The sequence below is a fragment of the Staphylococcus sp. EG-SA-2 genome, from assembly GCF_017152085.1.
In genome coordinates this window covers 1-358 of the sequence record NZ_JACYHC010000320.1, presented here as the reverse complement: position 1 = coordinate 358, position 358 = coordinate 1, and the positions used below count along the sequence as shown (strand labels likewise).

Here is a 358-nt window from a genome sequence, read left to right as displayed (position 1 = left end):
GAGCTGATAAATGAAGAGGGATACTTATCAATCATACCTCTTTAACAACAGTGAAGAACCCGTGCATAATGGCTTACGAATTATAGTTTGTAGGGTAAAAGAGGGATACATGCGCCGAGCACATGCATAAAATCCCCTAACAACTAAAAGTTGTAAGGTAAAAGAGGGATACATGCGCCGAGCACATGCATAAAATCTCCTAACAACTAAAAGTTGTAAGGAAGAAGAGGAACACATGCGCCGAGCACATGCATAAAATCCCCTAACAACTAAAAGTTGTAAGGGGATTTAAATTAATTTAGTGTATCTTGGATATCTTGTTTTGTTTGATTAATATCTTCTGTTTTTTCTTCTTTTT

The 358-nt window shown here is 36.3% G+C and carries 1 pseudogene; it reads right to left on the bottom strand.

Annotated features, from left to right (window positions below):
* Positions 1-293: 293 nt before the first annotated feature.
* A pseudogene (locus IDG60_RS22060) lies at positions 294-358 on the bottom strand (glycopeptide resistance-associated protein GraF); the annotation flags it as partial.